This is a genomic window from Paenibacillus sp. P3E (assembly GCF_001909045.1).
Classification (GTDB): Bacteria; Bacillota; Bacilli; order Paenibacillales; family Paenibacillaceae; genus Paenibacillus_AQ; species Paenibacillus_AQ helianthi.
Genome location: NZ_LVWH01000203.1, coordinates 11,604 through 37,525 on the forward strand (window position 1 = coordinate 11,604; position 25,922 = coordinate 37,525).

The 25,922-nt window shown below is 47.3% G+C and carries 19 protein-coding genes and 1 pseudogene; 3 read left to right on the forward strand and 17 right to left on the reverse strand.

Going from position 1 to position 25,922, the window contains the following annotated elements; translation table 11 throughout:
- Positions 1-92: 92 nt before the first annotated feature.
- From A3842_RS25350 to A3842_RS25380, 7 genes are all read right to left on the reverse strand, one after another.
- Positions 93-1,835, reverse strand: a complete 1,743-nt coding sequence (locus tag A3842_RS25350; RefSeq protein ID WP_074103150.1) for a DUF5605 domain-containing protein — start codon at positions 1,833-1,835, stop codon at positions 93-95.
- A 247-nt stretch (positions 1,836-2,082) separates the two neighbouring features.
- Positions 2,083-3,630, reverse strand: coding sequence for a glycerol kinase GlpK (gene glpK, locus A3842_RS25355; protein WP_074103151.1), 1,548 nt, complete (start codon positions 3,628-3,630; stop codon positions 2,083-2,085).
- A 12-nt stretch (positions 3,631-3,642) separates the two neighbouring features.
- Positions 3,643-4,578, reverse strand: a complete 936-nt coding sequence (locus A3842_RS25360; protein ID WP_074103152.1) for a transketolase family protein — start codon at positions 4,576-4,578, stop codon at positions 3,643-3,645.
- Positions 4,575-5,426 (reverse strand): transketolase, encoded by an 852-nt coding sequence (locus A3842_RS25365; protein WP_074103153.1) that lies wholly within the window; start codon positions 5,424-5,426, stop codon positions 4,575-4,577. Before A3842_RS25365 ends, A3842_RS25360 begins: the two co-directional genes overlap by 4 nt.
- Positions 5,427-5,473: 47 nt before the next feature.
- On the reverse strand, positions 5,474-6,937 hold the full coding sequence (locus tag A3842_RS25370) for an L-fucose/L-arabinose isomerase family protein (protein ID WP_074103154.1): 1,464 nt from the start codon (positions 6,935-6,937) through the stop codon (positions 5,474-5,476).
- 442 nt (positions 6,938-7,379) lie between these two features.
- On the reverse strand, positions 7,380-8,459 hold the full coding sequence (locus A3842_RS25375) for a LacI family DNA-binding transcriptional regulator (RefSeq protein ID WP_074103155.1): 1,080 nt from the start codon (positions 8,457-8,459) through the stop codon (positions 7,380-7,382).
- Positions 8,460-8,923: 464 nt separating this feature from the next.
- A complete protein-coding gene (locus tag A3842_RS25380; RefSeq protein WP_074103156.1) occupies positions 8,924-9,256 on the reverse strand; it encodes a DUF3502 domain-containing protein in 333 nt (110 codons plus the stop codon).
- A gap of 39 nt (positions 9,257-9,295) precedes the next feature.
- Here A3842_RS25380 and A3842_RS32200 point away from each other — a divergent pair, with 39 nt between their 5' ends.
- Positions 9,296-9,475 carry a GyrI-like domain-containing protein gene (locus tag A3842_RS32200; protein WP_143186371.1) on the forward strand — a complete coding sequence of 60 codons (180 nt, stop codon included), beginning with the start codon at positions 9,296-9,298 and terminating at the stop codon, positions 9,473-9,475.
- A gap of 366 nt (positions 9,476-9,841) precedes the next feature.
- On the opposite strand, the gene A3842_RS25385 is transcribed toward A3842_RS32200, so the two are convergent.
- The 3 genes from A3842_RS25385 to A3842_RS25395 are packed head-to-tail and all read right to left on the reverse strand — an operon-like array spanning position 9,842 to position 11,751.
- Positions 9,842-10,732, reverse strand: a complete 891-nt coding sequence (locus A3842_RS25385; protein ID WP_074103157.1) for an alpha/beta fold hydrolase — start codon at positions 10,730-10,732, stop codon at positions 9,842-9,844.
- Between the two features lie 17 nt (positions 10,733-10,749).
- On the reverse strand, positions 10,750-11,085 hold the full coding sequence (locus A3842_RS25390; RefSeq protein ID WP_074085605.1) for a hypothetical protein: 336 nt from the start codon (positions 11,083-11,085) through the stop codon (positions 10,750-10,752).
- Positions 11,086-11,139: 54 nt separating this feature from the next.
- Positions 11,140-11,751: a DUF2239 family protein gene (locus A3842_RS25395; RefSeq protein WP_074085606.1), complete on the reverse strand. Its 612-nt coding sequence runs from the start codon at positions 11,749-11,751 to the stop codon at positions 11,140-11,142.
- A 52-nt stretch (positions 11,752-11,803) separates the two neighbouring features.
- On the opposite strand from A3842_RS25395, the pseudogene A3842_RS33915 reads away from it, so the two are divergent.
- Positions 11,804-12,536 (forward strand): annotated as a pseudogene (locus A3842_RS33915) (IS110 family transposase); the annotation flags it as partial.
- A 222-nt stretch (positions 12,537-12,758) separates the two neighbouring features.
- A complete protein-coding gene (locus A3842_RS25405; RefSeq protein ID WP_074085607.1) occupies positions 12,759-15,026 on the forward strand; it encodes a helix-turn-helix domain-containing protein in 2,268 nt (755 codons plus the stop codon).
- Between the two features lie 710 nt (positions 15,027-15,736).
- On the opposite strand, the gene A3842_RS25415 is transcribed toward A3842_RS25405, so the two are convergent.
- From A3842_RS25415 to A3842_RS25445, 7 genes are all read right to left on the reverse strand, one after another.
- Positions 15,737-16,780, reverse strand: coding sequence for a glycoside hydrolase family 18 protein (locus tag A3842_RS25415; RefSeq protein WP_074103158.1), 1,044 nt, complete (start codon positions 16,778-16,780; stop codon positions 15,737-15,739).
- Positions 16,777-19,419: a transglutaminase-like domain-containing protein gene (locus tag A3842_RS25420; RefSeq protein WP_074103159.1), complete on the reverse strand. Its 2,643-nt coding sequence runs from the start codon at positions 19,417-19,419 to the stop codon at positions 16,777-16,779. The genes A3842_RS25415 and A3842_RS25420 overlap by 4 nt, the downstream gene beginning before the upstream one ends.
- A 6-nt stretch (positions 19,420-19,425) precedes the next feature.
- A complete protein-coding gene (locus tag A3842_RS25425) occupies positions 19,426-20,448 on the reverse strand; it encodes a carbohydrate-binding family 9-like protein (protein WP_074085611.1) in 1,023 nt (340 codons plus the stop codon).
- Positions 20,449-20,551: 103 nt separating this feature from the next.
- A complete protein-coding gene (locus A3842_RS25430; RefSeq protein WP_074103160.1) occupies positions 20,552-21,838 on the reverse strand; it encodes an alpha-L-fucosidase in 1,287 nt (428 codons plus the stop codon).
- 3 nt (positions 21,839-21,841) lie between these two features.
- A complete protein-coding gene (locus tag A3842_RS25435) occupies positions 21,842-23,239 on the reverse strand; it encodes an alpha-L-fucosidase (RefSeq protein WP_074103161.1) in 1,398 nt (465 codons plus the stop codon).
- Positions 23,240-23,361: 122 nt separating this feature from the next.
- Entirely contained in the window at positions 23,362-24,984 is a 1,623-nt protein-coding gene (locus tag A3842_RS25440) for an extracellular solute-binding protein (protein ID WP_074085613.1), read from the reverse strand.
- A gap of 39 nt (positions 24,985-25,023) precedes the next feature.
- Positions 25,024-25,922 (reverse strand): carbohydrate ABC transporter permease (locus A3842_RS25445; RefSeq protein WP_074103162.1); only part of this gene is annotated, 899 nt, incomplete at its 5' end.

The window sequence follows — 25,922 nt, forward strand, 5'->3', positions numbered from 1 at the left end:
ATGAATATTGGATTATAGAAAAAAGACAGCTGTCCTAATGGACGACAGCCGCCTTTTATACCTATTTCACTTTCCGTACGATATCTTATCTTCTATTTCGTCATACGTACCGCCATATATGGTTTTGCGGGAAGATCAATCCTGAAGCTGCCTTCATACCTTTCATCCAGTTCCTGAATAGTCATATTCCAGGTATCGAGCAATTCGACCTTATAGGAGATGCCAGGCTTCATGTTAAAGATGCGGAATTTCGGCTGATTGAATCCAAAATAAAATAAATAATATTCATCTTCTACTCCGGCACACGGAAGATCCCAATCTGAATGGAGCGGATTAAGCCCCTCAGCAGGTCCCGCTTCCATAACGCTGCGCAAAAAAGCAATTCTCGCCGGGCTGCTTCCGTGCAGTTCTCCTCCTTTGGCCCACCACAAAATCTCTTCCGGGTTTAAGTAAGTCTCACCATGGCCGACGTAACCTCCTCTTATCGCGCCTTCCCAAAACCGCCGAACCATTTCTTCTCCCGTAATATTGCCCCACCCTTGATCAATATCACCTTCGTATGCGCATTCATCAATAACAACCGGTTTCTGCCACTGTTCCCGCCATTGATTCGTTGCTTCCACTGTCTTATAAACATCTATCCGTTGGATACTGCAATGTGTAACCCATGGTTTGTTGAAATCGTAAAAAGACACGCCGTTGTGATTGGAAATCAAATGGTGATAAGGATCATTCTCCGTGACAATCCCGGCAAATCGTTCCCAATCGTCCAGATTTTTGGCCCACATGAAATCATATTCATTGGCAAGTGACCACCACACGTGACGATATGCTGCCAGTCTCGCAACGATGTACCGCAAATAACGGTCATCTTCCGATTGGCTCATCTCCGCAAATCCCCATCTGTCATAAGAGTGAAAAAGAATCAGATCGGCTTCTATGCCCAGTTTTCCGAGATCGCATATTCGCTGCTCCAGATGTCTAAAGAACTCCGGATTAAATCTTGTATAATCCCAGCCCTGATCTATCGAACCTTCGAACGGATAATATTGAGGCTCATTGGTGTTGTACAGGTACGACTTGGGGAACACACACATTCTAAGCTTATTGAAGGGTGAAGTTGATAATGTGTGAAGTGTCTGCTCTTCAAGCTGATTCCCTTGATGTATCCAAGCATAGCTTGTCGTACCCACAGGAATATAAGGTGATCCATCCTCGTAGGCAAAATGAAAAGTATTCTTCACCCGCACCGGACCATGGTTATTTGGGAGCGGGGGTGTACATTCCACTTGACCTTCTATCCCGTTCAGCGAATGGCTGGAACTAAGGGTTTGAAATGTCCATATTCCCACTTCAGGAGGCATGAAACGAATACGATATACTCCATCTCCATCATAAAAACCAAGAGGGGTAATCTTACGGTCACCTTTTACAAATTCGGCGCTTAATGTAACCTCCAGATACGGATTTCCGCTGCTGATTGTTTGTAGTTCAATTTCAAATACGCCCCACTTTTCAACACTTGCTGGCGCAGTCAAAACTACACTTCCATCCTTCACACAATCACTTATAGGCGTTAATGGTATATCGTTCTCTACCTGATCTACTTCTTGTTGAGGAATAACTGAAAGCTCAGCCAAGACACTTTGCAGCTTGCCCTCCGGCCAAGCAAGTGAACGCTGGTTGGACAACACATACATGGGCAGTGTCTGCATCTTCGGAAAAAATAGAAGATGCGGAGCCTCTGCTAAGCTCGGAATGTACTTTAGTAAAATACTTCGAGCCTCAGCATTATCCCACAGCTCACCAATTTTGCTATTCTCACTAAAAGTCATACATTTTTGCCTCCTATTAACTTCGCTTGTCACTGCTCATACAGATATAATCCGGGGGCTCTTTGGCCTCGACCCTTTGATTACGGGGAGATACGCCGCCCGGTTTCTGCCAAATGACTTATGCATGGTCTTCATCTCAATTAATAATCAGAATTCGCCTATGAGTGGATAGAATGTCTGGAGGAGCAGTGGTAACTCCGCTCCTCCAGTTTCTACCGGGACCGCCGGGTGATTAGGGGATTAGACCTCATGGCGTAGTACTTATATTTAGCAGAGGATTTAACGCTGGGGATGGATCAGCCGGCTGTAGAATGGAATGAACCGCCGTCTGCCAACCAGTATAATTGCGGTCTCTGATGTCGTTATTCATTAGCGGCTCGTAGGATTCGTACATCTGAAATTTGGCGGCGAGCTCTGCAGGATCGGACCAGAAGCCGACCCCGAGCCCTCCAAGGTAGACCGAACCTATAGCGGACAGCTCAGCACAGGTGGAGCGAACAACGCGGCTGCCGAGAATGTCTGCCTGAAAATGCATCAGCCAGCCGTTGGCGGAACCGCCGCCGTCGGTGCGGAGACCCCGCAGCGTAATTCCCGACTGCCGCTGCATAAACTCCACCGCATCGCGCACCTGGTAAGCGATGCTTTCCAGCGCAGCCCGGATCACATGCCCTTTGCGGGTCCCCCGGTTCATGCCCAGTATGGCTGCTCGGGCATACGGGTCCCAGTATGGTGCGCCTAACCCGACAAACGCAGGCACCAGATACACTCCCTCATTGCTCTCAGTATCCTCCACCAGCTCCTGCATCTCCTCAAAAGTAGAGAATAACCCCAGATTGTCCCGCGTCCATTTAATACTGTCACCTGTGGTACGAATGACGGCTTCAAGCGCATAGGTCACCGTTCCTCCGGCTCCCCAGGCAATGGCGGTGACCAGTCCTTCGCCACCATCAACCGGATGTTCCCCGACATTCATCATCACTGAAGTGCCCGTACCGTATGTTGCTTTGGCCATGCCGGGCTCAAAGCACTGATGGCCGTAAAGCGCACCTTGTGAATCACCGATCACACCTGAGATCGGCAGACTTTCACTGAACAGCCCGCCTGCCTCTGTATAACCGAACACCATGTCAGAGGCTTTAACCTCTGGCAACAGTGAAATCGGAACTCCGAATAATTCGCTAAGCTCCTCATCCCATTCCAGCGACCGGATATTAAAGAGAGAGGTACGGCTGGCGTTGCTGTAATCGGTGACATGGTTTACGCCGCCGGTCAGCTTCCAGATCAACCAGCTGTCGATGGTTCCCGCCAGCAGCCTGCCTTCCTCGAGCAGCTCACCTGCTCCAGCGGCATGATCCAGAATCCATCTGAATTTTGTTGCCGAGAAATAAGGATCGATCATTAAGCCTGTTTTGGCACGGACGGTGCCCTCATACCCGGCTGCCTTCAATCGGGAACAGGATTCCGCCGTCCGCTGGCACTGCCAGACCACCGCATTATATACAGGGAGGCCGGTCGTCCGGTCCCAGACCAGCGCGGTTTCCCGCTGGTTCGTCAGGGTTAGCACGGCAATCTCCGATGAAGTGGTACCTGCCTGCTCCAGTACAAACCGGGCCGTATGGATCACATTCTCGTAAATCTCCAGCGGGTCATGTTCAACCCAGCCGGGCTGAGGATAATGCTGCTTATGCTCCATGGAGGTACGGGAGATCACAACGCCGTCATGGTCGACAAGCAATGCCTTGGTACCGGAGGTGCTCTGGTCAATAACCAGAATGAACTTCTTCGTTTGCTCCATCACACCCGCCCTCTACTTCTCAGTCATTTCAAGCGCAACCTGCTTGAGATGATCGCTTGTTATACCATAGTGCCGGAAGACCTGGGTGGTTGTGCCGGCAATCGCTGGTTCATCGGGGATGCCGATCACTTTCATAGGAACCGGATAGTACTGCACTACCACCTCTGCCACTGCTGCTCCCAGTCCACCATAGATGCTGTGCTCTTCGACGGTAATAATTCTTCCTGTCTCTCTCGCGGCGGCAATAATAGCCTCTTCATCCAGCGGTTTAATCGTATGCATATTGATCACCCGGCAGGACACATCCTCTGCGGCCAGCAGCTCTGCGGCATCCATGGCAATCCGCACGGTTTCTCCCACGGCGATAATAGTTATGTCCGTTCCTGGCTTCATCGTCACAGCTTTGCCGATTTCAAACACATAATCTGCAGATTCATAAACATCCTCTACCGCATTGCGGCCAATCCGCACATATACTCCACCCTCATACTTAAGCAGAGCTTCCGTCATTTTCTTCGTTTCATGACGGTCGGCGGGCAGCACAACCGCCAGCCCCGGAATGGCCCGGGCTACTGCGATATCCTGTACCGAATGGTGTGACATGCCCAGCGCACCGTAGCTGACACCGCCGCTGATGCCGATCAACTTCACATTCGTTCTGGAATAAGCGACGTCGACCTTGATTTGTTCAATGCTGCGCATGCTGAGGAAGCAGGCTGGCGAAGTGACAAACGGCTTCTTACCGCTATGGGCAAGCCCGGCAGACATGCCGACGATGTTCTGCTCGGCGATTCCTACCTCAACGAATTGGTCCGGATAAGCGTTCGCAAAGGGAGCCATTGCGGCAGATCCGCGCGAGTCGCTGGCCAGCACAATAATATCCCGGTCATCCTTGGCTTGCTCAAGAAGTGTATCGCAAATTACCTGACGGTTCGGAATCTTGTTCATGACTGAGACACCTGTCCTTCCTGCTGCAATTCTTCGATTACGGATCTGAGTTCGGCATGAGCAGTGGCAAGCTGCTCGTCGCTTGGTACATGGTGATGCCAAGCCGGCACATTTTCAGCAAAGGAAACACCCTTGCCTTTAGTGGTATTAGCCATCACAAGAGTTGGCTTACCTGCAACCTCGGGCGCTGCACGGAAGACCTGTACTAGTTCCTCCATGTTGTTGCCGTTAACAGGAACGACATTCCAGCCGAATGAGGTCCATTTGTCTTCCAGCGGCTCAAGTCCCATCACTTCCTCCGTTGATCCGCTGATCTGCAGCCGGTTGCGGTCAATGATGCCGATCAAATTATCCAGTTTGTAGTGCGCACCGGCCATTGCCGCTTCCCAGTTAGATCCTTCCGCTTGTTCGCCGTCACCCATTAAGCAGAAGACTCTGTATGAAAGAGCGTCACGTTTGGCTGCCAGTGCCATTCCCACGGAGATCGGGAGACCATGGCCCAACGCTCCAGTGTTCATCTCAATACCGGGCACCTTATTATTGGGATGGCCGATCAGTCTGGTTCCGAATTGGCTATAGGTTTCCAGCTCTTCTTTTGGGAAAAAACCCTTGTCTGCAAGAATGCACCATAGCGATTCCACCGAATGCCCTTTGCTTGCAATGAAGCGGTCACGCTTCTCCCATTTCGGACGGGCAGGATCAATATTCATAATCTCATAATAAAGTGCGGTGAGAATGTCTGTATTGCTCAGAGAGCCACCTGTGTGACCTGTTTTGGCCCGATGAATAATGCTCAATAAATCCATGCGGATTTGTGCGGCCTTGATCTTCAATTGTCGGGTTTCCATAATATCCTCCTTGTATACATGTTTAAATTCTTACCTGCCCAAACTGCCTATACCAAAATATCCGAACGCTGCTTCCGCACAAGATCTGAGCCTCTCAGCCAACGCTGCATCTCCTGTTCGGTTGGATCCACCGGGTCTGGAGTCAGACCGGGAATATAATTGCAGGCCTCATAAATGGCCGGAATAACATTTGCGTGAATGCCTACGGAATGATGGACATAAGGACCTTTAACCAACTTTTCTTCCCATAGCGGCCAATCATTGACCTCTACCCATACGTAGGAGCCACGAGAGTATGGTCCTTCGATGCCGCGTGCCCGGCCTAAGAACATTGAATATTCACCGTGGTCGCCGTCAAAGCGGGCAATCGTCATACCGCCGCCCTTAATTTCCCCTTCATGGGTTCCCGGTGCGTGATCGTCGAATAGAAAATGCTTGCGCAGCTTCGGCTTCTGTTCCACAGAGAGCGACACCGGGAAGTTTCCGCAGTGAAACAGCAACTCACCGTTGTCGTTCTCGGGATGGCGCACCGTAATGTCCGCGAAGAAGGTCGGATGTTCATTCATGGCTGCCGCCTGAACCATAATGGAAGTAATCGCACCATGAATATCTGTCTCACAGGTCACCGGGATCTGCTCATCGGTCAGGATGGCATTGGCCAGACAAGGCATAATCGACATCGCATCCTGCAGCGAAGACCAGCACTGAATGGCAATCGCACTGCTTCCAGTCTCACGGGCAAAAGACTTCATCGCAACCTTCAGCGCCGCAATCCGCTTCACATCATCTTCCGTCACTTCGCTGTAATCAAGCCGCTCTTTAATGTAATCGATCGTGTCCAGCAGTTCGGCGCTGTTGCCGGAGGCAATCTTCTTCGTTCTGAGCTGGATATCGACCAAAGTGATCGGATGAATCTCAATCCCAAACCGTTCCAATAGCTCTCCTTCATTGCACATCATCGTCCAGAATGAGGCGGGACGCGGGCCAATTTGCAGAATGCGCAGGCTCTTGAACTGCCGGACTACATTTGCCGCTGCAACAAAGTTCGTGAAGCCCCGTTCAAACACCGGATCCGTCACCCAGCTGTTCGTTACATAAGTGAAGGGCACGTTAAATCTGCGCAGAACCTTCCCTGTAGCAAAAATGCCGCATTGAGTGTCACGCAGGCGCATACCGTCTGCCAACGGTGCTTCATCACGAGGCCCCCAGAGAAGAGTTGGCTTGCCGAGTTGCTTCGCTACCCGCGCTACCGTATCTTCTGTACCAAAATTGCAGTGCGGGAAAAAAACCGCGTCGACTTCCTCCTCCTTGAATCGTTTAGCAATCAAATCCGCATTCATATGGTCATCATAAAGCAAACCCTCTTCATTTATCCCTTCCAAATCTACAATATCAATGTCCATGCCAAAACTCTCAATCTGCTTACGAATCTCCACTTTGTATTTAAAAGCATCCTCGGCACTAAATGTAAACCGGCGTGTTGGGGCATATCCCAGTTTCAGCTTTTTCATAATCGTTGCTCCTTATTAAATAAATTACTTAAATAAACTTAATAAAACTAAAATGTTTATATGAAATTTAGCTAAATATTATCTACACGATCATAGTATCACCCGTATAAAGCGTTGTCAACGAGTCTATTCAGATTAATTAACTGAACATAAACTAAATAATAACTATAGTTAACTAAACTTATTGGGTGAGTTTCCTGGGAAATTAAAAAAATAGCGGTGTCCCCCATACCAAAAAAGCCTTGGACTGTGAACTGCACTTCCATTAGGGAAGCTGCGGATTCGCAAGCCAAGACATTTTCATTCATTATAGCGGCCGTCAGGCCATGTTAGTTTGGGACACTCTCTTCGGTTACCTCTTAAGCAGGTTACTTAATATTATTTCCTTTGCCCAGGCATTCATTTGCTTTTGATTTTCGGCAATGATTGGTCCAGACCGGCCCTATATGGGCTGTCTCTTTGTTGTTCCCTTGCCAACTACAGCTGCATCAGTTGGTGGTGCACACGATTTGCGAATTACCAATTGTGTGTCGACCATCATTTTAACTTTCCCTTGGTCCCCATGCTCAATTGATCCAGTCAACAGATCCACCGCCAAAGTCGCCATTTTTTCTTTCTCTACATGTACAGTCGTCAATTCCGGAGTAATAATTACCGACTCAGTAATGTTGTCGAAGCCGATGATTGAAGTGTCTTCGGGGACACGGATACCAAGCTCTGCCATAGTTTTCATTGCGCTAATAGCTATGTAGTCGCATTCACAAAACCAAGCGGTTGGTAGACTTTTCCCACTTTGGATATATTCATTGAGCTGCTGCTTAAGTGAATCCTGGGATGTCAATATGGTGGGAGCTACGGACAGCCGGTGCGATTCAGGAATCTGTACTCCCCATTCTTCGAGAGCCAATTGAAAACCGCGAGAACGCTCTTCAAAATTGTGAATACGTATATTGGAAGCGATATACCCAATGGAAGAATGACCTATTTGACATAAATAGGATCCTGCCTGATAAGCCCCCATAACATTATTAATTTCTACAAACTGTACAGGCAACGTTTCAAAACATGTGTCGAGAACAATTACGTTCGGTAATCTGGCATGAATCACTTCGATATGCTTTCGAGTCAGATTAGTCCCAAGAACAATCATACCTTCGCTACGCTTCTCCTCAGCAATCGCATGGATATCTCGCTCTATATACTCCAAATCCATAGTTGAGAAAATAAGAGAATATCCCAATTGCCTGCATCGTACTTCAATAAAGTGAATTAATTCTTTAAAAAATGGTTGTTGGTAATATTCCTCAAGGACAATTCCGGAATTTACACATACAAGAAATAGAAGGGATTTATCCATCTTAGTAGAGACTATTGACCTTGCTTTCGGCATATAACCAGCTTCTTGAGCAACCTGTAAAATGCGCTCTCGTGTTTCAGGGGCGACACCTGGTTTCCCACTAAATGCTAAAGATACAGCTGCTTTAGATACATTCGCCAATTTGGCAATATCCTCCATTTTCATAACGAGAGCTCCTGTCCTAAGATATTAATAATAGAAGTTTACATTGAAAATACTCAAGATGCAATGTTTAGTCATTGTTCATTCATTAAGTTTAGTTGAATTCAGTTTTTGTTTATGTTCTAAAATTTGACCGCCATAATTGGCTGGCAATGACCTGCAAATCCTGTTCTGTCTGAATCCGGGAGAATCCAATGCTTCTAGAAGTTGCCGCGATTGCGTCCCGAAACAGCTTTCGTCGGTAACGTGTCAGCAACCACTTCCTCACAGTAACAATTGGTTGTACTCGTGGGATACAATCGGCCGCTTTAGGACTTAGAGTGTGTCCTACCAAAAAAGCCTCGGCCTGTGAACTGTACTTCCATTAGGGAAGGTACGGATTCGCAAGCCAAGACATTTTCATGCATTATGGTGGCCGTCAGGCCGTGTTAGTTTGGGATACTCTCTTCGGTTACAGCTTAAGTGGATTACTGGATATTATTAGCCTTTGCCCACGCATTCAATTGCTTTTGCTTTTCGGCAATGATTGTGCCCAGACCGGCAGACTTGAGCTTTCCCAAGAATTCATCAAGAATGCTGACAGACGCAACTTCGGTCTTCACTGGAGACGTATCGAATGAGAAGCCAAGCGCTTTGGAGAACGTAGCCGATTTATTGCATTCCTTAGTCTGTTCCCAAATATCAGGTGCAGTTCCTTCCCATACCTTGGTAAGCGCGTTATTTCCGACTTCCCACTGGTTGAACACATAGTTGCTGCAGCCATCCGGCGTTTCCTTAAAGTCCCTACGAAGCTGGATCATCCTTTTCTATTCGTAAAGCCGAACGGCACTTATCTGCAAATGTTATGGAAAGGCAGTTGGGAAACGTTACCCCAAGCGTATACAGAAATTATGGATTATGTTTATGAGAACGCTGTAAAATTGAAGGGGGATGCTTACGAAGAGAATGTTATTGATGATTTTGCGGTCCAAGATACAGATCAATATATTACCAAAATTAGGATTGCTATCGAACAATAAGTGCCATAAAAATTGATTAAATTTCCACAATTAATTCTCTAAAAATTGTCAGCAGAAAATAAAATATAGCTAGATGGCTTTATTCCACGCTGCTTTTCTAATTGAAAAATCCTCACAGAAAATGCGCCGGCTCACAATGGTATCATGAAACCAGCGCTTATTTGATCGATTACACATATACGTAAAAATGGAGGCTCTGTTAGCAAGCACCGTTAATTGATGAATCGGAACTGTTCCAAGAGCACAGCCGCTTCCACCCGTGTCGTATGCGCCAAAGGTGCAAATTGATCAGCAATGGCTTTTAGGCCTACTCAACCCCAGTGGATAGCGTGAGACTCCGGCTGGTTGCTATTCAGGAAGCGCGTGTCAATTGCGACGAGCCGTTCGCACTATGCCATCAACTGTTTCTTTGTACAGTTGGTGCGGCAGGTCGTGTCCCATGCCGTCAACCAACATTAGCTCGGCGCCCGGGATGGCAGAAGCCGTGTCCTCGCCACACGCCGGGACGAACAGGGGATCGTCCACCCCATGAATGACAAGTGCTGGTACTTTTATGGTCGCCAGCCGCGGACGACGGTCACCGGAGACAGCGATCGCAGCAATTTGTCGTCCGACACTGCCTGGATCGTAGGCTCGCTGGATTTCCTCCAGAATGAGCGCCCGATAAGCGTCCTCTTCAAACGGATAGCCGGTGCCGGCGATGTGTTTGGCAAAAGAGAGGCTGTGCGCCAAAAATCCTGCTTGATCCTCAAAGGGGTTCGGCGCCGGTTTAGTCATCATCGCCATGACATCCGGGGAAGCTTGCGGAAGGGTGGGATTACCGGAACTAGACATAATGGAGGTGAGTGATACAACCCGTTCAGGGTACTCACTGGCTGCAATCTGAGCGATCATTCCGCCCATCGACCTGCCAACGAAATGTGCCCGGTCAATGGAAAGGGCGTCGAGCAGTCCGATAGCGTCGCCTGCCATGTTATCGAGAGTGTAAGGGATATCCGGTCGCTGTCCCGACATGAGAGCAGTCGCCAGTGCGTCAAAATTCAGCGCCCGATAATGACTATAGTGTGTCGAGCAGCCCACGTCGCGATTGTCAAAGCGAATTACCCGAAAGCCCCGCGCTGCCAATAGTTCACAAAACGGAACCGTCCAGCGGATCATCTGGGTTCCAAGCCCGGCGATTAGGATAATAGCCTCGTCATTTTCGTTACCGCAACTATCATAGGCCAACTCAACACCGTTAACTTTTAAAATGTTCATGGTCATGTTCTCCTCAATTAATTCGGTTTCGGAAGTTCTGCCATAGGCAGAAGGCGTGAATCTTCGATCGCTGCAGTCCGGTGACCGATACCGGCCAGGTAGTCTTGATGACTTGAGAAAGCTAGGAATAACTGCGCGCTACTCTGGCGGATCAGCATGACAAGATCCCATTTCTCGTCTTCGGGTCCGATAAGAAACTCTCCGCCATCGCCAAGAAACACGATGTTGCCTCCGCTTTCACGGAGATATGGGAGGGTGTGCTCAATATAGCGGTTGAAAGCTTCGGCACCGCTAATAGAGACCTCTGGTGTTAGTTCAGGATTGGCTGTGTAGTCAACAACATCACGAGTCATAGTGACTCCTTCCGCAAGTCCTTTTTAATTCTTTACGCCCTCATATGCTTTCATTCATAAGTTCTCTTCGGGGAATGCATTAGCGGCTAATCGCTTGACATGGTTTCTGATATCAGGTGCCCAGTCATCGATGAAGTGGTAAAAACGATCCAAATCACCAGCATACAGTGCCCGTAGAGCTTCTTCGTATTGATGGAAGTCCCCGGCCATAGCTGTCATAAAGTTATATGTTGCTTCTTGTGACTCTCGGATTGTGCTCTGTTGCTCTCCAGCACGGCGAGCTTCATCAATGAGCTTTCGTAATGTTACAGACGCCCCTCCAGGTTGACTCTTGAGCCATTCCCAATGTCGAGGCAATAACGTAACCTCACCGGATACAACCCCCAGCTTGGGTCGACCGACCCGACGTGTAGTCTGGTGAGTCACTTCTGTACTGGATGAGTCACCAAACTGTTCTCCTAAACGTTTAAGCACATCATCTGTCTTCCCACGAAAATCAACATCTATTGGCTTCCCCGTGGAATCGTCAAATAAAAGCAACTGTGTGAGCTCTTTGTCATCTAGAGCATTCTTCACTGTAGTAACAACGTGCTGTAACGAACCACTGGCGACGACTCCCACACCCAAAAATGCCGTGCAGTAAAAGCGCATTAGCGAATTACTCATGCTGACCTCCTCTCTGATTGCCTCACTAATTATACCCGGGTAAAAATATAAAATCAATATTACCCGGGTAAAATATATTTTCTCGTTCGTTATCTTAGATCGAGGGAAACCATACAAAGGAACCTTTCATTTTGAACATACAAGAGATGGTCTCAAGATATTGCTTCAAACCATTCAGGACGTCGAACAAGCATCAGGACGTCGACCTACAATAATCCTGGAAGCAACCGGGCACTATCAAAGCCCCGTTGTTCAGTTCCTTGAGGAGCATCACTATTTATTCATCGTTATCAATCCGCTCATTTTTAATCGGCTTCGAAAAACCAATCTTCGCAAAGTGAAAACGGATGCTGCAGATGCCTATCTTCTGGGTGAACTTTACTATAGGGAGGATCGAACCATTCAAAAAAAGAGGTGCGCAACTGCTTAATATGCGTTATCTAACGCGACAATACGAATCCTTTTCTAAGATGTGCGTGCAGACGAAACTGCAATTCCAAGCCGTTCTAGATCAGGTTTTCCCGGCGTACAAAGGTGTTTTCGGGGCTATGTATTCTAAAGTATCCCTTCGGTTCTTACATGAGTTTCCGACTTCATCCTCTGTTCTACAGGTCAGTGAAGAGACTCTTAAAAATACAATCAGTGCTCTCCTATCTTCAAAACGTGGTCGATCAGAGAGGTGGATTAACGAACGAGTTCAACGGTTACTCGATGCTGCAAAACAAAACCCATTTCAGCAAACAATGTATGCGAGCCACTTGATTAATCTTAAGATCTTGATCAATTTCTCTATCTCATGACGATGTGTATGGTCATGACCAATCCGGATGTTAGAGCCCTCCAGTCCCCTACCTATACAATCTCTTTTCATTTAGCACGTTCCTATCCCCCTACAAACGGCAACGGACCAGTCTCTGTAATTTCCGTATTTCCACTATGCAAGTCCTGAGTTTTTGGTATGATATGATTAATGTAAATAACGTTGATGAAATTAGGGGGAGTCTACAATGAATCGCAGTTACTTTAAATCTAAACTTTTCCTAAGATACATCTTTTCTTACTTATTGATATTGGTGGTTCCGCTCATTATTGTAACCGCATTCATTTATCGGAATGCGACCCGAAGCCTCCAATCAGAGATTGAACTATCCCACATCAATCAATTGAACCAAGCCAAAACGATTATTGACGGACGGATTAAGGAATTGAATGATATGGCTTCCCGAATTTCCTATGACGAACGCTTAACACCATATCGGGTGCATGATCCCTATTTCAGTAGAGAGGCAATCAGTGCATTGAACAATTACAAAGCAACCAGTTCGATCATAGGAGAATTGTTTCTATATTATTATAATGATGACCGGATTTATTCTTCCCGGGGCATGTCCAATTTGGAGGTATTCGCAAGCAACTACAGCTTCCACAATTGGACCAAGAATACACTATTCCATGATTTGAACAAAGTTAAATTTCCGGCGATGCGTCCAGCAGATCTAGTCAACCGAACCCCATCTCTCCAACAATCAATTCTGGCTTACATTGTTCCAATCACACCAAACAACCCTAACCCTCACGGGACTATTATGTACTTCATACCCGAATCTGAACTCAACAGGATGATTGACTCTGTGCTGGGCAGTTACCACGGATTAACCTACATTTTTGATAATAACGGCCAAATATTGACCTCTAATGGTAATGAAAGATCATTGTCCACGCAAGAGGTGAAGTCCTTATTTATTCTGGAACCAGGTATTCATAATGAGGTATTAAACGGAAAGTCGCACTCCATTATATCCGTAAAGTCCTCCGAAAACGGCTGGTCTTATGTCACCCTAATGCCCAGCGCTCAAATATTCAGTAATGTTCTGCAAGTACGCAGCTTTATAATCATGCTGTTATTGATCAGTGTGGCCGTTGGTGGGGCTATTGCTCTTATGCTGGCCAGAATGCAGTATGTACCAATATCCGAACTGGTAAAGTTCGCAAATTCAACATCTAGATCGAAACGGCCATTCGGTAACGAGCTTGAAGGCATACGCATATTGCTGCAGGAACACAGCGTGCGTGCGGATCTCCAAGAGCCCTATGCGCGCAATCATGTTCTCATGATGTTGCTGAAATATGGAAATACTCAAGGTGTGTCCTCTGATCTTCTAGGCAGTTTTGATTTTACATTTGAAAGTTCTCATTATTTTGTTGTGATTATCGAATGCGATGAATTTTCCAACAAACAGGATGAAAGCCAGAATCGTCAGGCTATATTCCATCTATTCACACAAGTTAGCTTCCCTGAATTATCCGCAAGGGCCTACAGTGTCGAACTGCCTCAACCAAACCAGCTAGCACTCATTATCGGTTATGATTCGGACGGTAAGCTCCAGAATTTTGATCACATTAGACATATAGTTGAAGCAACTCGTAATAATTTATTGGAAATGTTCGATATCCATCCAGTGATTGGTGTCGGAACGTGTTATTCAAGCATTTCTCTTCTAAATCAATCCTATATTGAAGCTTGTTCAGCTCTGGAGACGAACATTTCATCTCATGAAAGCATTACGTTCTTTGAGAAGCTGTTCTCTACATCTGAACAAGATTTCTGGGTCCCAAATCATGTACTACTAAAACTCTCCCAAAGCCTGAAGCAGGGAAGCTTTGAAGTTGCAGAGAGAACTATTTCGGTTGCTATCAGCGAACTGCCAACTTCTCTGCTCTCTTCACAACTCCTGCGCTTCATCGTTTACGATATTCTGAATACGATGCTAAAGACTGCCTCTGAGCTTGGAATTCATAATCTGATGCATGAAGTTCCGCCCAAGATCACCTACAATTCACTGGAGGAACTCAAGCAGGCTTTCGTAAACCTGGCTTCGCGGATTTGTTCGCAGGTTGAGCATGATCAAAAGAATGAAGAACATACACTTATGGATCAAATTGTATTATATATAGACAGTCACTATAGGGAGCATACACTTAGCCTGGAAACTATTTCTCAAGAATACAGTATCTCGCCTTCACACCTGAGCAGATCCTTTAAGGAAAAGGTAGGTATTAATTTTATCCAATATATTTGGCAAAAAAGAATGAATGAAGTTATGCACAAACTGATTACAACGAATGATTCTCTTAAAGACATTATTGTCCAGGTCGGTTATCTCGACACACCAAATTTCATTCGTAAATTCAAGAAAGAGACCGGGTATACCCCAGGTCAGTACCGTAGTTTGCATATACCAGAAGAGAAGACGGGCACCTTATCAGACTTATGATGGTCATTATGATAGTCACCATTCTACCGAGAGCTTTGGTAGGAATAATTCCACCTAAATCGTAATGTCTTTACGCAGATCAAGTAAGGGTTCCAAACTTATTTAGAAAGATGTACACGTACATTAAAAAGTATCTGGAGATGGCGGTTCGAAGTCTGCTGACTCCTGTTTGGGAATTTCAAAAGCAACTTGCAGCACTCGAAAAAGTAATTCTGGAAAAGTAAGAGGCTCTGGCTGAAGTTCAGTGGAATCTATCCCAGGGGGTCGGAATCAAGATTCGCCAAGGCCATAGTTTCTGAAATTGGAGATGCATCGCAGTTTCATCCTCCCAAACAACTGGTGGCACACATGCCACTCAGAACAAGTTCACGAAACTAGGCTCCAAAAAACTACGACAGTCGATATTTTAAGCGGTAACATGCGGATTAGGAGGAGAATTGAACCCTCGTCTCAGGGAGTATTACGACAGAAAAAGAGTGAAGGAAAGCCCCACTAAAATAGCATTGATCGATTGCGCCAACAAGTTACTCGATCACGTGTACGCTATCTTCAGAAAGGGTAATCCTACGCTCTTTAGTTTCATAAACTTCTATTTAATGGAGGTTCATTCGTTATGTGTTCAACAGTATAACTAACTTTAGGGGTATCCAAAACCGTATACATGACACACAATTAGCTGGTATTTTTATTTTTCTGTTTAGTTAGCAGTTCTACTCTGCCTTCAATCCTGAGTGGATGGCATTCAGCAGCCGGTGTGTCTTGTCGCAACTGTACTCCCAAAACATCATGCCGGCCAGGTTGTTGTTCTTCACGTACTTGCATTTGTGCCGCAGCGACTCCTCATCATCATAAGAGATGAGGCTTGAACCGTTGAAAAGGTAAGGCGCACAAGCCTCCTCATCCCAATATCGGGTAAACCCGTTTTTGTTGATGTAATCCGAGGCAAGGGCCGTGAAATCCGGCCCATAGCCGCCTGTGCTTCCGGCCATTTGAAGAAGCCCGTGATTACGATCGGGAACCTGATTCCAGATACGGGAGTAGAATGCTGCGCCAATCACGATTTTGTCCCTTGGCACGCCTGCTTGGACGAATATATGCACGGAGGCATCTGTACTAATGCGGAATAAATCACCGGTGGGAGTATATAAATTCGTATGGTGTCCGGTCAGAACTTGAAATCCTCCACGCATATCGTAGGTCATTAATTGAACAAAATCGATATGATTCTGGACCTGATCCATCTCGGTACCGTCGACGTAATACTGATCCGCTCCCGCAGCAATGGTGAGCAAATAATGCCGTGCATCCTGTGCTTCTTTACGATCCAGTGCTTCCCGCATCGTCTTCAGAAGCAGCGTAAAATTCGTCTTGTCTTCAGGACTTGAATGGATGCCGGCCTCTCCATAACAAGGATATTCCCAATCCAGATCGATTCCGTCGAAAGGAAAGTCTGTTAATACACGGAGTGCGGAATTAGCCATTCGTTTTCTTCCATCTTCCGTAGCGGCAGCTTCCGAGAACCCTCCTGCACTCCATCCTCCGACAGACAACAGCAGGTTCAGCTCGGGATGATCGCGTTTGATCTCATCCAAAACCTCCATATGCTTCATATGATCCGTGCGGATCTCATCGTTCCGGACATGTCCAAACGCCACATTCAGATGAGTCAGTTTATTCAGGTCTTCCTGTGTCATCTCCGAAAGCTTGGAATCAAGCACATAACCCGCTACAATGTACTTCTCTTTCTCCTTCATCGACTCGATTCCCCCCTATCCGTCAATGGTTGCCATACCCCGGAGAGCACCTGCAATGCCTCTTTGCCGGATCCTATTTTGTACCCTGACGCCGTATACCGGATTTGGTCCTGGCCGTCCAGCACGAAGAGATGCGGGAAGCCCGCCTCACTCGCCGGAGGCTGTGATATGAAGTCCGGCAATGAGTCATAGGCAGTATCCCGTACAAAAAGGGTGCCTTCCGGCAGCTTAGTATAGCTGGAAGGATCGAACGAAGACGTCCAGTGACCATCTCCGACAACAAGAACAACGGGGGCGCCAAGCTCAGTAAGCGGCTCTGTAAGCTCGCATAGTTCGCGGATCAAATGCTTGGAAGGCTCCCGTTCCGGTTCTATCCAGGTGACTATGGCCCCTCTCTTGCCCACCAACTCTCCTAAAGTCCTGCCAGTTCCGTCCGGCAAAGAGAATGTTCTGTCCCTGTCAAACTTGCCAAGGACCGGAATGTCCAGCGGCACCTCCCGGAATGTCAGCGGAACTTCAATTTGTTCCCCGGCACGCACCTTGAAATAATTAAAGCGTACCCGCACACTGCCATCCTTCAGACGAATGCCCGTAGTCATTCGATAGGAGCCCTGCTCCACTTCAAAAGGTTCATCATAGACATCCGATTTCCCATACGGGTAGAACAGCGTCTTATAAATACCGTTCTCCAACCGCGCGAACGTAAAATTCTCCCAATACGAGGCTGCCGGAGCTTCTGCTGCTGCTTCATTGTCCTGAATGAATCGCAGCGTTCCGGTGCCCTTCTTCTCCGGCAGCACAGATTCCGGCGTGAATACCGCATCTGCCCAGCTTCCTGCCGCCATATATTGCGGTGTATGTTCACTCGGATGCAGGCGCGCCGGAATACCGAGGCTCCGGCAAATAGCCACGAAGAGGATATCGAGGGATGCTCTGTCCCCTTTCTTCATCTGGAAGGTGCCTACTGGCGTTCCCTTGCCCTTCAAATTAGGCAGGTCCTCCCAGAGGCCCCATCCCTCATCTATCCTGCGAACAAGTTCGGAAGGATCGGCTCTAAACCTTTCGGATTCCGCTTCGGTAAACGCTGTTTGAAAAAAACGCTTATAGGGCGCAATCATTTCATACATCACGCGGGGACAAAGAACGTACTGAATAAATACTTCTTCCGGAAGTTTACTTTGGTGTGCAAGAGCACCTATCAAATGATCATCCAGCGTAGAATATACGGTATCTATCTGGTCCTTCTCATTCAGACTCTCCAGCAGCCGCAGCGGCAATATTCCATATTCGGCAGAGCGCTCCCGCAGAAAGGCAGCAATCTCGCGGCTATTCCCGCGCGCCTTTCGCAGCACATCCCATACCCAGTCCTGCGGGAGGCCGGCAGCTTGGGCCAACTCTGATGCCTGTATTTCATCCATAAACGTATCCTCATAGCTTGAACGGATCATCGTTCCTTCTTCGAGCCGGCCTTGATGCCGCTGCATCTTCTCCTGGGAGACCGGTTCCGAAACATCACCCTCCCTTTCCGGCGGAGGAATCATATCAAAGTCTGCCGTTCCTTCCGGCTGGTATATCTGTCCAAGCACAATCACGATGTTTTCACCATCCGAGACCGTGACTCTCTTTTCTCCCCACTGGCCTGCCTTTACAACGCGGATAATCAGATCACCGAACCCTGTCTTGAATGACGCCTCACCCATTCCGTCTGTGGGCAGTGTAGCAAGCGGGTAGAATTCAGCCATATTATATAATTGGAAATGTACATAGGCCCCGCTGACCAGACAATCCTGCTCATCCTTCACTTGAACGGTGATGGTCCGCGTTCGCGCGTAGCCCTCCAGCAGATTGATTTCCGTGAACCACTCATCGGCCAGTGTGATGTCCTCAGGCCCAGGGTAATCGGCGAAAATCCTTGTATTGATAAGCATTGCCCGCCGGGCTGGCGGACTGAACCAGCCCTGATTCAGCTGCGCTTCCGGCTCGCATGCGCCGATATAATACCACTGCCCGTCAGCCCAGGCTTCCACCCAGGCATGGTTATCGTCAGAATGAGCCCAGCGCGGCGTGTAGACCTGGCGGGCAGGAATACCAATGCTCCGTAGTGCTGCAACTGCCAGAGTCGATTCTTCACCGCAGCGGCCGCGTGCATTGCGAATCATCGTCAGCGGGGAGATCGTCCGCATGTCGCTTCCAATATATGTCGCTTTTTCATGACACCAATAGTTCGTCTCCAAAATGGCTTCCGCCATGCTTAATTGCGTCGTTCGAGGCGCCAGTTGGTCATACAGAATACCGCGGGAATCCTCAATATTCTCGGTATTTACGCGGTACGGAAGTACGTAATGCAGAAACAGGTGATCCGGAACCCGCTTGCCCCAGGGAACCTGATTGCGAATGTCCAGCGTTCGGCGCACATGACTTAGAAATAATGAACCCTCATAATCAGCCAAATCATTCAGAGGCATATACGCAAATAAGTACTTAAGCGCCCATGTCTCTTCTTCGGTCAATTCTTCCTGAAAGATATCGAACAGCTCATGTTCCCTCGGCTGGGCGATCTGTCTTTTTTTATCATATTTCTGCTCAATCTGCTGCATCATTTCTTCATCCAATGAGAACACAGACGTCAGTTGGGTCATTGGTAATCACTCCTTCCATAACTTTCCGTCTTCCCTGATGCAGTAGCTTGACTTCCCGTCCGACGACGGTGCGGAAATCTGCAGCAGCCTGCGGGTCGCCTCAATCGCCGGTGTGATGCTCCACGGCTCGTTTCTCATCAATATATTCTCATCTAAGGTGAATTCACCGTAAGTTTCGAAGAAATTGCGTTCACGGTAGTACAGCTTGCGCAGCTCCCACTTAATTCGTTCATCGGGTGGCAGCTGGAACGATTCAGGGCCGTCCTCGTCTGCGAATACGACATAGCCCCACAGCTCCGGATAGTGCATATTGATAATGCCCATTGGAGACCAGACCCAATTCTCTTCAGGGTAAGGCTTGCCTGTGTCCGGGTTCAGCACCTTGCGGTATTCTCCGTCTTTGACCTCAATATGCCATTCTACACGGGAGAAATTAACACGCCAGAACTCGCCTTTTACCGGGGGACGGCCTTCAGGTGCGCACTCACGCAAGCTGGTCCACGGCATAGCCACTTCAACACTCCATTTCCGATTCGCCGCGCCCGGCTGATTCAGCTCGCCGTCAATATGCACGGCGGTCTGAAGTCCGTTAATATCCCAGCCGTTGACCGGGGGTCCGCCGTCGCGGTACGGTTTCACCAGGAAGAGGTCCCATACCGTGTTCAATGCATTGATCTCAAACTCATAATATTGGTGTGTATCCCCATCAGGATCAATAAATATCTCAAAATCATTGTCATAAAAAATGACCGAATCCCGCTCCGTCAGCGTCGCCCAGATCTGATCTTCCATTAGTTCCGCTGCGAAATAGAAATATTCGTCGTCCCACAGCATTTTCGCCCGGGTCCGCTTCGCGGGCAGCGGACGAAGATCCCCTTCGATATCGACAAAATCCTCCGTCCAATCAGCTGCTGCCCAGAATGGTTTATCCACGCGCCCATCCAGGACGAGCGGCCCGGCAGCGCGCCTGCAAATATAATGCTTTGGAGCAAATTCAATATTCGGCTCTGGTACTCCGCTAAGCTTCATCTTTTCTCCTCCTATTGTTTCATTGTGTATGTCTTAAAATAGAGAGCACTCATCTCATCCCAGATCTGATGCATTTAATAATTAGACAACCTACTCAAGCATTTTAGTTATGTGTAACCACAGCGCCGGATCCTCCATACATTTCAAGCTCCTCTTTGAATTCCAGCTTCAAGACCGTAACCTGCTCATGTGTATCTTGGGGTGTCATATGAATCCACGTTGTTCCCGGAATGTTGAACCAGGGAACCCCGCCGTGAATTTCATGGGTAAGCTCTTTTCCTGAATGAAGCACGGTGATTTTTTGGATAGGGTTGCATAGTCCCTTCAGACATAGGTTCTCTTTCGGATCGTCATATACAAAGAGGTATAATGTCTTTTTATCTTTTGAAATGGTGCTGCCGCCTAAGTAATAACGGGTCATAATCCCTTCATCTGTTCCAAATACAGCTTCTTCGTGCGTTCGAATCCATTCACCCAGCCCCAGCAGAATATCTTCTTGTCTCTTGTCGATCGTTCCGTCCTCCATCGGCCCAATATCCAACAGCATGTTGCCCCCCAGAGTGATGCAATCACAGAACATTCGGATGATCTGGTTCAATGATTTGTACTGATTATCCGTAGGCACATATCCCCAAGAGCTGTTGATCGTCGTGCAGAATTCCCATGGCCCCTCCGGCCGGGTGATGGGTATCCCTTGCTCCGGCGTCTTGTAATCCCCATGTCCTTGCAGACGGGAGTTGATGATGATGTCCGGGTTGAACGATTGAAGGTATTGCTTGAACTCGGGCAAGTTCCATTGCTGGGCACTTCGTTCCCAATCTCCATCGAACCACAGCAGGTCGACCTTACCATAGTTCGTTAAAATTTCCTTAAGCTGATTATTGTTGAATTGTAAAAAACGCTTCCATTTCTCCTCATCCTGGATACCGTCTGTAGGGCTTGAGTATTTGTTCACTTTGCTCAAATCCTCAGGAACTTTACCGTCTTCATATACACTTGGATAATCAGGGTGCGACCAGTCGATCAGAGAATAATACATGCCCAGACGAATGCCTTTTTTTGTCACGGCTTCAGCATATTTTTGAACAAGATCCTGCTGGGCTGGAGTTTTTTTCACAACGTTCAGGTCACTGTATTGCGTGTCCCACAAGGCGACCCCGTCATGGTGTTTCGTCGTAAGAACCGCGTATTTGGCACCTGACTTTTCGATCAACTCAACCCATTGGTCGGCATCGAACTTCGATGCCGTGAATCCGTCCAGTTGCTTCATATAATCTTCGTAAGACATTCTCCCATTATAAAAAGACCATGATTCCGAGACTCCATTTACTGCATAGATTCCATAGTGAATAAAAATACCGAGTTTAGCTTCTTTGAACCACTTTTGCATCTCTCATTTCCCCCTTCGCTTGTGCAACCTAAATACATGCGTAATCGGCGCTGGCTCTGATACCGCATTCTCCGGTAGGCGAACAATGATCCCATTCTCCGTTCGATGAAACTGCAGGTTATCTTCTCCTCCGGCGAGATCAATCCGGCTGAATTCTTGGAGCACAGGTAAATGCAATTCCTCCTTCACCGTCTCATGTTCATCTTTATATAAGTAGAAGGCATACGTTGTATTCTTGGTTTGAGTAAAATGATAGTTCCCCACCGAATACGGCTCACAAACGCGTGTCCCATAAATCGCCTCGCCGTGAACGTTCAACCATGTGCCCATGCCTTTGATCCGGTCAATGGCTGTCTGAGAAAGTCTCCCATCAGGTTGCGGTCCGACATTTAGCGCCAAATTGCCGCCCTTTGCCACGATTTCAACCAATAAATGAATCAACTGGCGTACAGACTTGTAATTGTCCTCATAACGGTAGGAGAACGAGGTTCCCATCGTTATACAGCTCTCCCAAGGGACATTTAACGGCTGTTCAGGCAAGGTCTGCTCCGGTGTAATGACATTCTCATAGGCTCCGCCGACAGTCCGGTCAGCGGACAGCAGCCAAGGCTGTACTTCGCGTGCCTTTTCGACGACTTCTCCAAGCCGGATATCCTGGCCGCTCTCTTCACAGACCCATCCCGCATCCAGCCATAACATTTCAATGCGGCCATATCGGGTCATCAGCTCCATAATCTGCTCATGGGTGAATTTCACAAATTGCTCCCAAAGCCAAGGATATTCCTTCGGATTATAGGAAGGCCCCCGCGACGTAAAAGTACCGCGCTCCATTCCAGGTGCCCAGTATGTAGGCGTGTTCCAGTCTGCTTTCGAGAAATAAGCAGAGATGCCTAAACCTTTTGCACGGAACGCATCGAATAACTGCTTGCAAATGTCGGCATATTTGTGCGCATGGAAGGGACAAGCCGGACCTGTAACGCGGTAGTCCGTGGTGTGAGTGTCCCACATGCAGAAGCCGTCATGATGCTTGGTCGTGAAATTCAAGTACTTGAATCCATTCTCGGCAGCCAATTCTGCCCACAGCTCCGGCTGGAAGCGCACTGGATTGAACGTTTTGTTTAAACCGACGTATTGACGCTTCAGCTCATTCGTATCGACATTCCAATCGATCCCGTCGCGTGACCATTCCTCATCCTTATCGCTAAGGGCCCACGATTCTACCACACCAAGCTGCGAGTAAGGTCCCCAGTGCATCATGAGTCCCAGCTTCTGATCCTTGAACCATCCCAGACGCTCAAGCAGAAGCGGACTCTCCGGCTTTACCCACTGCTCTTCACTGCTGTAATTGTGAACCCCTTGCTCTACAACTTGCTCTTGTTCCGTCACATTCAACTCACTCATGGTATACCTCCAGATAGAAGACACATTTTCCTGTTTTGGATGACCTCACAAAATAATAGCAACTTCCCGACCATGATCTAACATCATCGGGAAGTTGTTTTTTTATGAGCTACAGAGCCTGGTTATTTGGTGGAATTCCAACGGTCATAAGCATCTTGGTAGATTTTTACGATTTTGTCGCTTTCCATTTTTTTGAGCTGATCAGTATATTTACTCCAATTATCAAGAGATTCTGCGCCCGTTACAAATTTAGCCTCCATTTGTTTCACATAAGTGTTCAGATCGGACATTAGAGCAGACACCTCAGACTGTTCATCCACCGACAGATATACACTTGGGAAAGGTACTTTGGCAATCGGTGTAAGCTTCTCTGCATTTTCCTTGTCAATCCAGTTGTCAAAATCACTCTTGAGTCCCAAGCTGAACGAACTATCGTTCACACCAGGATTCAAAATACCGTAGTTCGGCGTCATTGTTCCTTTAAATTCTTCACGGTCTTTACCGCCAGGAACTGGAAGCCATTCTTTAACATGCTTCTCTTTATCCGTATATTTCCACAGCAAATTCTCTGGACCTTGAGAGAACAATGTAGCACCTTCATAACTGTAGAGATAATCTACCCAACGCATCGAGGCTTCAGGGTTCGGGTTACTTTTTGTGATTGCAAATGTACCATTCGAAGAAAGACCTGGGTGTTTGCCGTAAACCGGTGATCCTGCAATATCACTCTTCACTGGCGTCATCAACGGATTGTCTCCACTTGGCTCACCGCCTAATGTGAAGTAAGGGTAGTAGTCGCTGAATACGGCCACTTGATTATTTTTACCCTTGGCTTTTTTCTGTTCATCGGTTTGTGAGAATGTCTCATGATCCAGCAGGTTCTCAGCCCATAGACGGTTCAAGAATGTTAAATACCCTTTGTAACCTTCTTCTTGAGGTGAAAAATGTACTTTTCCATCTTTGTCGGCATAGATTTGCTCATCGTACATATTCCAGAAGCCGAAGAAGAACATGCGCAGATCATCCAGTTTCACAGAGGTAAGTGGAATCTCGTCATCCTTGCCATTGCCATTCGCATCTTCAGATTTTACGCGCTTCAGATAAGTGTACAGTTCTTCCGTCGAAGCAGGCAGTTTATTTTCCATTCCGAATTTTTGGAGGAACTTGCCGTTATACCACATTGGACCCCGATACCATACCGCAGACAAGTCGATTGTCCGAAGCGCATAGATATGTCCATCCGGAGTAGTCATGGACTTACGTATATCCGGGTGATCGTCCAGGATCTTCTTCAGGTTCGGCGCGTAGTTATCAATGAGATCCTCAAGAGGAATAAGTACACCTTGACTGCCGTATGTTACTTGATCCGCAGGTTTAAGATCGGCAGCGTAGAATATATCCGGGACATCGCCACTCGCGAATACCAGGTTCTTTTTGGTTTCAAAGCTGTCTTGGGGTGCATTCTGATAGTTAAACTTGATCCCTGTCAACTTCTCCATCTCTTGCAAGACAACCATCTTTTCCCAATCCTGAACTCCAACATCCGGTGCCATCAAGCTCAGGGTAAGCGGCTTGTCGACGATCGGAAATCCCTCTTTTTTCACCTCCGAGCCCGTTTTTGAAGCATTGGCATTGGTGTTGCCCGCTGCATTTTTATCATCATTAGTTGAACCGCAAGCAGACAGCATGGAGCCGAACATTGTGAGACACAGCAACAGAGCCCATGATTTACGAGGCTTTTTCATTTTTAACAACCTCCCTTTAATTTTTATATATGTTCAAGATCAGCCCTTAACGGAACCAATCATGACACCTTGGACAAAATAACGCTGTAGAAACGGATAAACAGCAATGATTGGCACTGTTGAAACGATAATAACAGCATATTTGACGAGTGATGCAACTTCAGCCTTGTTGTTGAGAGCCGCCGCCGACGCTGAATCCATCGCTCCTCCTGCCTGTGCTGACATTTCCTGCAGGACAAGAATTTGACGCAAGATCAGTTGCAACGGATATTTGGATTCGTCATTCAAATAAATAAGTGCCGAGAAGTAGCTATTCCAGTTGCCCACACCGTAGAACAAAGCCATGACGGCAATGATCGGCATCGATAAAGGCAGAATGATTTTGACGAATAGCCGCATGTTGGTGCATCCGTCAATTTGGGCAGCATCCTGCAGTTCCTTCGGAATGGATGACTGAAAGAACGTCCGGGCCACAATGATATTCCAGATCGAAGCTGCCGAAGGGATAACAATGGACCAAACCGTATTCACCATCCCCAAGTTTTTGACAAGAATATAAGTTGGTACCAGACCTCCGCCGAAAAACATTGTAATCATAAACATCCCCATAAAAAAATTGCGGCCAACGAAATCTTTGCGACTAAGGGCGTAGGCAGCGGGCATCGTTACGACCAAGTTTATAGCTGTTCCAAGTAAGGTATAACATATCGTATTGGCATACCCTGTCCATATTTTTGAATTCTCAAATACGATTTGATATCCTTTCAATGTAAATCCTCTTGGCCACAGCCACATTTCACCCGACCCAACATATTTGGGATCGCTGAAGGATGCGCTTATCATATAAATCACAGGATAAGCCACAATAACCAATGCTAATAAAACGTAAATATAATTTATTATTAAAAAAACCTTATCCCTTCCAGTCTCCCTTACTC

Coding starts and splice junctions, on each gene's coding strand:
- A3842_RS25350 (WP_074103150.1), bottom strand. CDS start 1,835: ATGACTTTTAGTGAGAATAGCAAAATTGGTGAGCTGTGGGATAATGCT.
- glpK (WP_074103151.1), bottom strand. CDS start 3,630: ATGGAGCAAACGAAGAAGTTCATTCTGGTTATTGACCAGAGCACCTCC.
- A3842_RS25360 (WP_074103152.1), bottom strand. CDS start 4,578: ATGAACAAGATTCCGAACCGTCAGGTAATTTGCGATACACTTCTTGAG.
- A3842_RS25365 (WP_074103153.1), bottom strand. CDS start 5,426: ATGGAAACCCGACAATTGAAGATCAAGGCCGCACAAATCCGCATGGAT.
- A3842_RS25370 (WP_074103154.1), bottom strand. CDS start 6,937: ATGAAAAAGCTGAAACTGGGATATGCCCCAACACGCCGGTTTACATTT.
- A3842_RS25375 (WP_074103155.1), bottom strand. CDS start 8,459: ATGAAAATGGAGGATATTGCCAAATTGGCGAATGTATCTAAAGCAGCT.
- A3842_RS25380 (WP_074103156.1), bottom strand. CDS start 9,256: ATGATCCAGCTTCGTAGGGACTTTAAGGAAACGCCGGATGGCTGCAGC.
- A3842_RS32200 (WP_143186371.1), top strand. CDS start 9,296: ATGTTATGGAAAGGCAGTTGGGAAACGTTACCCCAAGCGTATACAGAA.
- A3842_RS25385 (WP_074103157.1), bottom strand. CDS start 10,732: ATGAACATTTTAAAAGTTAACGGTGTTGAGTTGGCCTATGATAGTTGC.
- A3842_RS25390 (WP_074085605.1), bottom strand. CDS start 11,085: ATGACTCGTGATGTTGTTGACTACACAGCCAATCCTGAACTAACACCA.
- A3842_RS25395 (WP_074085606.1), bottom strand. CDS start 11,751: ATGAGTAATTCGCTAATGCGCTTTTACTGCACGGCATTTTTGGGTGTG.
- A3842_RS25405 (WP_074085607.1), top strand. CDS start 12,759: ATGAATCGCAGTTACTTTAAATCTAAACTTTTCCTAAGATACATCTTT.
- A3842_RS25415 (WP_074103158.1), bottom strand. CDS start 16,780: ATGAAGGAGAAAGAGAAGTACATTGTAGCGGGTTATGTGCTTGATTCC.
- A3842_RS25420 (WP_074103159.1), bottom strand. CDS start 19,419: ATGACCCAACTGACGTCTGTGTTCTCATTGGATGAAGAAATGATGCAG.
- A3842_RS25425 (WP_074085611.1), bottom strand. CDS start 20,448: ATGAAGCTTAGCGGAGTACCAGAGCCGAATATTGAATTTGCTCCAAAG.
- A3842_RS25430 (WP_074103160.1), bottom strand. CDS start 21,838: ATGCAAAAGTGGTTCAAAGAAGCTAAACTCGGTATTTTTATTCACTAT.
- A3842_RS25435 (WP_074103161.1), bottom strand. CDS start 23,239: ATGAGTGAGTTGAATGTGACGGAACAAGAGCAAGTTGTAGAGCAAGGG.
- A3842_RS25440 (WP_074085613.1), bottom strand. CDS start 24,984: ATGAAAAAGCCTCGTAAATCATGGGCTCTGTTGCTGTGTCTCACAATG.